The sequence below is a fragment of the Rhodococcus sp. BS-15 genome (assembly GCF_000813105.1).
GTDB lineage: Bacteria > Actinomycetota > Actinomycetes > Mycobacteriales > Mycobacteriaceae > Rhodococcoides.
On the sequence record NZ_BAOX01000253.1, the window covers coordinates 1 to 7280 of the forward strand.

Consider the following 7280-nt stretch of genomic DNA (forward strand, 5'->3'; position numbering starts at 1 on the left):
CTCACGCTGCCACTGGGTCTGGTGATTTTCGCGGCGAGTCCGACGGCCGTGTTCGTACTCGGTGCTCTGGTTCCCGCAGCAGGCCTGATCGCGTGGCGCTGTTGCCGCCCACCCGGCCCGCCCCTCAGCCGCCCAGGATCGAGCGAGTTCGCCTCGACAAACGCCAATTTCTGGTGCCGTGCCTCGTCGTGGCCTCGGTGTCCGCGGCGTACGGGGGAATCACCAGTCTGTTGCCGATCGCCGAATCGAATCGAGCCGCGATGATCGGACTCGCACTGGCCGTCGTCAGTGCCTCGATGCTCGTCGGGCGTTACGCCGCGGGGTCGGTGGCAGACCGAATCGGAATCGGACGCTCGGTGTTTCCGGCGCTGGTGTCGGCGGCGATCGGTATCGCTCTGTTCGCGATCGCTGCGCTCGGCGGCATGCCCGCGGCGCTGTTCTTCGTCGCAGCAGTCCTGTTCGGAATCGGGTATGGCGCATGCCAGAACGACAGTCTCGTGATGGCGTTCGACGCAGCCGGTCCCGCCCGCTACAGCAGCGCGAGCGCCGTCTGGAACATCAGCTTCGACGCGGGTACCGGGGCAGGCGCACTCGCCCTCGGTGTCCTGGCGACGAGTGTGGGTTACACCGCGGGATTCACCGCAGCCGCTGCCACGGTGGTCGTCGTCGCGGCGGTGGCGCTCGTCGCGAGACCACGCCCCGATAGACTTGCTGCATGACTTCTGTGGTGTTGCTCGATTACGGCTCGGGCAATCTGCACTCGGCGAAGCGGGCTCTGGCCCGGGTCGGTGCCGATGTGACCGTGACCTCGGACTTCGACGAGGCCTTGAATGCAGAAGCGCTGGTCGTTCCCGGTGTCGGTGCATTCGCCGCCTGCATGGAGGGCCTGCTGGCGGTGAAGGGCGAACGCATCATCGGGCGGCGTCTGGCCGGCGGACGCCCCGTGCTGGGCATCTGTGTCGGAATGCAGATCCTCTTCGACCGCGGGGTCGAGTTCGGTGTCGAAGCGGACGGGTGTGGGGAGTGGCCGGGAACGGTCGAGCGTTTGCAGGCCGAGGTGCTGCCTCACATGGGGTGGAACACCGTCGAGGCACCGGAGAAGAGTGTGCTGTTCGACGGCATCGATCCCGAGACCCGGTTCTACTTCGTCCACTCCTACGCCGCGCAGCAGTGGGAGCTCGAACCCAGCGACACCATCGCAGCCCCGTTGCTCACCTGGGCCGATCACGGCGGACGGTTCCTCGCGGCGGTAGAGAACGGCGCGCTCTCGGCCACCCAGTTCCACCCGGAGAAGTCCGGTGACGCCGGGGCCGCGCTGCTGGAGAACTGGGTCCGATCGGTGTGAGCGACCGCGAGTTCTCACTCGGGCGCTTGGCCTTTCGAGCCCTCGGTGCGGCGGTGGCCGTGCTCGCCCTCGCGACGGCACTGATCGCTGTGCTGCAGCCTGGCCCCGGGGTGGGTCTGGTCATCGCGTTGGCCGGTGTGGTCGGTGCGATCGTGGCCATGGGTGTGGTGTCCACCCGCATGACGCGCAAGGAACTCCGGTAGGACCACAGACGACCCGTTTTGAGTTCACAGCCGCTCGGCCCGTAGCATAACCGCACGTGAGCCTGGTCTTATTGCCTGCTGTCGATGTCGCAGGCGGCGAAGCTGTCCGTCTCGTTCAAGGAGAAGCAGGAAGCGAAACGAAGTACGGGTCGCCTCGCGACGCCGCACTCGCGTGGCAGAACGACGGTGCCGAGTGGGTCCATCTCGTGGATCTCGACGCTGCGTTCGGACGCGGCTCCAACCGCGAGCTGCTGGCGTCGGTCGTCGGTGAGCTCGACGTCAAGGTGGAGCTGTCGGGCGGAATTCGTGACGACGAGTCGCTGCGCGCAGCGTTGGCGACCGGTTGCGCGCGAGTCAATCTCGGCACCGCAGCCTCGAGGATCCGCAGTGGTGCTCCCGCGCGATCGGTGAGTTCGGCGATCGCGTCGCCGTCGGCCTCGACGTGTTGATCGTCGACGGAGCACCGCGGTTGCGCAGTCGCGGCTGGGTGAGCGACGGCGGCGATCTGTGGGAGGTTCTGGGGCGGCTCGAGCGCGACGGGTGCTCGCGCTACGTCGTCACCGACGTCACCAAGGACGGCACGTTGACCGGGCCCAACCTGGAACTGCTCGCCGACGTGTGCGCCAAGACCGACAAGCCGGTCATCGCATCGGGCGGCGTGTCCACGATTGCAGACCTGGAAGCGATCGCCGGACTGGTCGACCGCGGTGTGGAAGGTTCCATCGTCGGAAAAGCCCTGTACGCCGGACGTTTCACGCTCCCGGACGCCCTCGCTGCGGTGTCTCGGTAGCCCAGGAATGACCCTTCCCGAGGAACCGACCCGTCTGCTCGAGATCGCCGGTGGTTTGCTCGACGGCATCCACGATCGGTTCGTCGCCGGCGTCGGCGCACCGAGCGCAGTGCAGAAGGGCCCCGACGACTTCGCCACTGCAGTGGACCTGGAACTCGAGCGTCGGCTGAGTGCGGAATTGCACGAAGCCACCGGAATCGCCGTTCACGGTGAGGAGTTCGGGGGACCAGATCTGAACTCGGGACTCGTCTGGGTGCTGGACCCGATCGACGGCACCTTCAACTACTCGTCGGGGTTGCCCTCGGCCGGAACGTTGTTGGCGTTGCTCGACGATGGCGAGCCGGTCCTCGGGCTCACCTGGCTGCCGTTGGTGGATCAGCGTTTCGCCGCTGTGGCAGGCGGACCCCTGTTGCTCAACGGCGTCGCCCTCCCGGCACTGCAGCCGAAACCGTTGCGCGAATCCATGATCGGGTTCGGTGCGTTCAACGTCGCCAGCCGCGGTTCGCTGCCGGGTCGGTTCCGATTCCGCATTCTCGAAGAGTTGTCGATGCACTCCTCGCGACTGCGGATGCACGGTGCCACCGGAGTCGATCTGGCCTACACCGCCAGCGGAGTTCTCGGCGGCGCGGTGGTCTTCGGTCATCGTGCCTGGGACAATGCAGCCGGTGCGCTGCTGGTACGTGCGGCAGGCGGAATCGTCACCGATCTCGCGGGCAAACCCTGGACGGTCGACTCGGCGTCGGTCCTCGCAGCCGGGCCAGGAGTGCACGACGAACTGCTGAAGGTGATCACCGAACTCGGTGATCCCGTCGACTATCTGGAAGGACCGGTGCGATGAGCGTCGCGGTCAGAGTGATTCCGTGCCTGGACGTCGACGCCGGACGCGTCGTCAAGGGAGTCAACTTCGAAAACCTCCGCGACGCAGGCGATCCCGTGGAGCTCGCGGCCGCCTACGACGCGCAAGGGGCGGACGAACTGACCTTCCTCGACGTCACCGCGTCGACGTCGGACAGAGGCACGATGCTCGACGTCGTCAGCCGGACCGCCGAGCAGGTGTTCATCCCGCTCACCGTCGGCGGGGGAGTGCGCACCGTCGCGACGTGGATCGACTGTTGCGAGCCGGGGCGGACAAGGTCAGTGTCAACACCGCTGCGATCGCCCGACCGGAGTTGCTCCGCGAGCTCAGCGAACGGTTCGGCTCACAGTGCATCGTGCTGTCGGTCGACGCACGCACCGTCCCTCAGGGGCAGCAGGACACCCCGTCGGGCTGGGAGGTCACCACTCACGGCGGCAAACGTGGTACCGGCATCGACGCCGTCGAATGGGCGGTTCGTGGTGCAGAACTGGGCGTCGGGGAGATCCTGCTCAATTCGATGGACGCCGACGGAACGAAGGCCGGATTCGATCTGCCGATGATCGCCGCCGTTCGGTCCGCGGTGCACGTGCCGGTGATCGCCAGCGGCGGAGCGGGTGCGGTGGAACACTTTTCGCCGGCAGTGCACGCCGGAGCGGACGCGGTTCTTGCCGCGAGCGTCTTCCACTTCGGCGATCTCACCATCGGCCAGGTCAAGGACGCGATGCGCGCCGAGCACATCGTCGTTCGATAAAGAAGAGGATTTCCGATGACACTCGACCCGAGTCTGTCCGCGCGGCTCAAGCGCAACGAAGCCGGACTGTTCAGCGCCGTCGTGCAGGAACGGTCGACCGGTCAGGTGCTCATGGTCGCCTGGATGGACGACGAGGCGCTCTCTCGAACCCTCGAAACCCGCAAGGGCACTTACTATTCCAGGTCCAGGCAGCAGTACTGGGTCAAGGGTGAGACGTCGGGTCACACGCAGTACGTGCACGAGGTTCGGCTCGATTGCGACGGCGACACCGTGCTCCTCGTTGTCGATCAGACCGGCGCGGCGTGCCACACCGGCGCGCACACCTGCTTCGATGCCGACGTCCTGTTGGGCCCCGACACTCAGGCGTGACCGGTTCCCGCTGCTATTCCCTTGTCCAACTGCGCCAATAGAGTCGAGCTCAGGGTGGCGAGCTCGCCGACCTCGGAGTCGGACAGACCGTCGAAGATCAGCGCCTGCACGGTGGCGACGTGACCCGGTGCCGATCCGACGACCTTGTCCATTCCGGCGTCGGTCAGCACCGCGTAGGATCCCCGGCTGCCCGGGATGCTCTCGCGTCTGACCCACCCGGCTTTCTCCAGCTTGGTGACCACGTGTGACAGACGCGAGAGTGACGCGTTGGCGTACTCGGCCAGGTCCCGGAGCTGGATGCGGCGCTGCGGATTCTCACTGACCACCGCGAGGACGAAGTAATCGAAGTGAGTCAGCTGCGCGTCGCGTTGCAGCTGCGCGTCCAGAGCTGCAGGCAACCGAGTGACCAGAGCGACGAGTGATCGCCACGCCTGCTGTTGGCTCTCGGTGAGCCAGCGGGGATCCACCGAATCCACCGGTGTCGCCTCCTGCGGTGTGGCCGACTTATCCATCGCGGGGAACCTCTCGATCTCTGGGTCGTTGCTGCAGGCTCCACTGCCGTTTCGTGGTCGTTCCTGCAGGCTCCACTCCTGCCCAGATAGTTGTGGTCTGCACATGATGCCTCGAGGGTCCCCCCACCCGAGGCATCGCGTCGGACACTGCTCTACGTGCGATGTGCCCGCAGGTACTCCAGCGCCTTGTCCGCATGGGCCTCGAACCGTACTTCGCTCGAGAAGGTCTCGAGGACCTTCCGGTCGGTGCCGATGACGAATGTGGCGCGCTTGACCGGGGAGAGCTTGGCCAGCAGACCGCGCTTGACGCCGAAAGCGGTGGCGACGGTGCCGTCCTCGTCGGAGAGCAGCGGGTAGTCGAAGGACTTGGCGGCGGCGAACTCTGCCTGCTTTGCGACGGCATCGGCACTGATGCCGACGCGGGTTGCTCCGACCTCGGCGAACTCCGATGCCAGGTCCCGGAAGTGGCACGCCTCGGCGGTGCAACCCGGGGTGAACGCAGCAGGGTAGAAGAACAGCACTATCGGACCGTTCGCCAGCAAATCGGTCAGCGTTCGGGGCTCTCCGGTCTGGTCCGGCAGGGAAAAATCGGGAACGAGCTCGCCTGGTTTCATGCTCGGCAGGTTACCGCGAGCGCCGACGCTCGTGCCGAACCTGGGAGGATGGTGGCATGCACGGCGAGACGACCACCGATCCCAGCCCCACTCCCGACACCGAGAACTCGGACTCGACCACCTCGCGTGAGATGTTCCGGCATCTCGCCGCAGAGCACCGCGTGGTGCCCGTGACGCGAAAGGTGCTCGCCGACTCCGAGACTCCTCTCTCTGCGTACCGCAAGCTCGGTGCCGACCGACCCGGAACCTTCTTGCTCGAGTCCGCACAGAACGGCAGTTCGTGGTCGAGGTGGTCGTTCATCGGGGCAGGCGCTCCGGCGTCGCTCACGGTCATCGACGGTGAGGCCGCGTGGCGCGGCAACGTCCCAGCAGGGGTGCCGAGCGGCGGCGATCCTCTCGAAGTGCTGGCGCGGACCCTGGAGCTGTTGCACTCGGAGCGGCTGCCCGGTCTGCCCCCGTTGACCGGCGGCATGGTCGCTACCTCGGATACGACTCGGTGCGGCGCATCGAGAAACTGCCCGAGCACGCGCAGGACGACCTCGGTGTGCCGGAGCTGGTCATGCTGCTCGCGACCGATCTTGCGGCCGTCGACCATCACGAGGGCGCGATCACCCTGATCGCGAACGCGGTGAACTGGAACGGCACCGACGAGCACGTCGACGAGGCGTACGACGACGCCGTGCGGCGTCTGGACCGTATGTGCGCGGACCTGTCGAAGCCCGCCGACTCCACCGTGTCCACCGTGTCCAGGCCCGCGCCGCAGTTCCGCCGACAGCGCACGTCCGAGGGCTTCGGGGCCGACGTCGCTCGCCTGGTGGAAGAGATCGAAGCAGGTGAGGCGTTCCAGGTGGTGCTCTCACAGCGTTTCGAGATGGACACCGATGCGTCACCCCTCGACGTCTACCGGATGCTGCGAGCCTCCAATCCCAGCCCGTACATGTATCTGATGCACGTACCGGGGGAGAACGACGAGACGGCCTTCTCCATCGTCGGATCGAGCCCCGAGGCATTGGTGACGGTGGTCGACGGTCTCGCCACCACGCATCCCATCGCGGGCACGCGTTGGCGTGGCACGTCCGAGGAAGAGGACGTGCTGCTCGAGAAGGATCTGCTGGCCGACGAGAAGGAGAACGCCGAGCATCTTATGCTCGTCGATCTGGGCCGCAACGATCTCGGACGCGTCTGCGCTCCCGGCACCGTGCGAGTGAGCGACTACCGCCACATCGAGCGATACAGCCACGTCATGCATCTGGTGTCGACGGTCACCGGACGGTTGGCCGAGGGCAAACGCGCCCTCGACGCGGTCAAGGCCTGCTTCCCGGCAGGCACCCTGTCCGGGGCACCGAAGGTGCGCGCGATGGAACTGATCGACGAGCTGGAGCCGACGCGACGCGGCATCTACGGCGGCATCGTCGGCTACCTCGATTTCGCGGGGGACGCCGACACTGCCATCTCGATTCGCACCGCCCTGATCAAGGACGGCACCGCCTACGTTCAGGCCGGGGCAGGGGTCGTGGCCGACTCGGTTGCGGAATACGAGGACGACGAGGCGCGGAACAAGGCGATGGCGGTGCTGGGAGCCGTCGCCGCTGCGGAATCGCTCCGTGAGGTCGGCGGCCGATGACCGAGCGATCCGGTCGCCGCGGGTCGGCCGCTCTACCCGTCGCCCTTCTGGTCGTTGCTGCGGCGTGCCTGTGGGGCGCGTCGAGAATGACATGGGTTCGGTTGACGTCGTTCGACGGCCTCGGAGAGAGCCGTACCGACGAGCTTCTCGGTAGCACCTGGGCCGCTGCCACGACGCCGCTCGCGCTGGTGGCTCGTGGCGGCGATCGCCGCGGTA

Annotated in this window: 7 protein-coding genes and 4 pseudogenes; 9 read left to right on the plus strand and 2 right to left on the minus strand. The window is 66.7% G+C overall.

Annotation, left to right across the window (positions count from 1 at the left end):
* From RHBS_RS21600 to hisI, 7 genes and pseudogenes are all read left to right on the plus strand, one after another.
* Positions 1-719, plus strand: a 719-nt coding sequence (locus RHBS_RS21600; protein WP_237669546.1) for an MFS transporter, incomplete at its 5' end; no start/stop codon positions are given.
* Complete coding sequence (gene hisH, locus RHBS_RS21605; RefSeq protein ID WP_094612626.1) at positions 716-1345, plus strand: imidazole glycerol phosphate synthase subunit HisH; 630 nt, start codon at positions 716-718, stop codon at positions 1343-1345. The genes RHBS_RS21600 and hisH, both read left to right, overlap by 4 nt.
* Positions 1342-1548, plus strand: coding sequence for a hypothetical protein (locus RHBS_RS21610; RefSeq protein ID WP_121869666.1), 207 nt, complete (start codon positions 1342-1344; stop codon positions 1546-1548). Before hisH ends, RHBS_RS21610 begins: the two co-directional genes overlap by 4 nt.
* A gap of 56 nt (positions 1549-1604) precedes the next feature.
* Positions 1605-2338 (plus strand): annotated as a pseudogene (gene priA / locus RHBS_RS21615) (bifunctional 1-(5-phosphoribosyl)-5-((5-phosphoribosylamino)methylideneamino)imidazole-4-carboxamide isomerase/phosphoribosylanthranilate isomerase PriA).
* Positions 2339-2345: 7 nt separating this feature from the next.
* The gene (locus RHBS_RS21620; RefSeq protein WP_121869668.1) at positions 2346-3176 is read left to right on the plus strand and encodes an inositol monophosphatase; all 831 of its coding nucleotides are present in this window, start codon (positions 2346-2348) and stop codon (positions 3174-3176) included.
* Positions 3173-3945 (plus strand): annotated as a pseudogene (gene hisF, locus RHBS_RS21625) (imidazole glycerol phosphate synthase subunit HisF). Before RHBS_RS21620 ends, hisF begins: the two are co-directional and overlap by 4 nt.
* Before the next feature lie 15 nt (positions 3946-3960).
* Positions 3961-4314, plus strand: a complete 354-nt coding sequence (gene hisI, locus RHBS_RS21630; RefSeq protein WP_121869670.1) for a phosphoribosyl-AMP cyclohydrolase — start codon at positions 3961-3963, stop codon at positions 4312-4314.
* Here hisI and RHBS_RS21635 read toward each other — a convergent pair.
* Positions 4305-4826, minus strand: coding sequence for a MarR family winged helix-turn-helix transcriptional regulator (locus RHBS_RS21635; RefSeq protein ID WP_121869671.1), 522 nt, complete (start codon positions 4824-4826; stop codon positions 4305-4307). The two genes, hisI and RHBS_RS21635, sit on opposite strands and share 10 nt — an antisense overlap.
* A 152-nt stretch (positions 4827-4978) precedes the next feature.
* Positions 4979-5440 carry a peroxiredoxin gene (locus tag RHBS_RS21640; protein ID WP_121869672.1) on the minus strand — a complete coding sequence of 154 codons (462 nt, stop codon included), beginning with the start codon at positions 5438-5440 and terminating at the stop codon, positions 4979-4981.
* 56 nt (positions 5441-5496) lie between these two features.
* On the opposite strand from RHBS_RS21640, the pseudogene RHBS_RS21645 reads away from it, so the two are divergent.
* Both RHBS_RS21645 and RHBS_RS21650 read left to right on the plus strand, forming a co-directional pair.
* Positions 5497-7064 (plus strand): annotated as a pseudogene (locus RHBS_RS21645) (anthranilate synthase component I).
* Positions 7061-7280, plus strand: a pseudogene (locus RHBS_RS21650) (Trp biosynthesis-associated membrane protein); the annotation flags it as partial. The pseudogenes RHBS_RS21645 and RHBS_RS21650, both read left to right, overlap by 4 nt.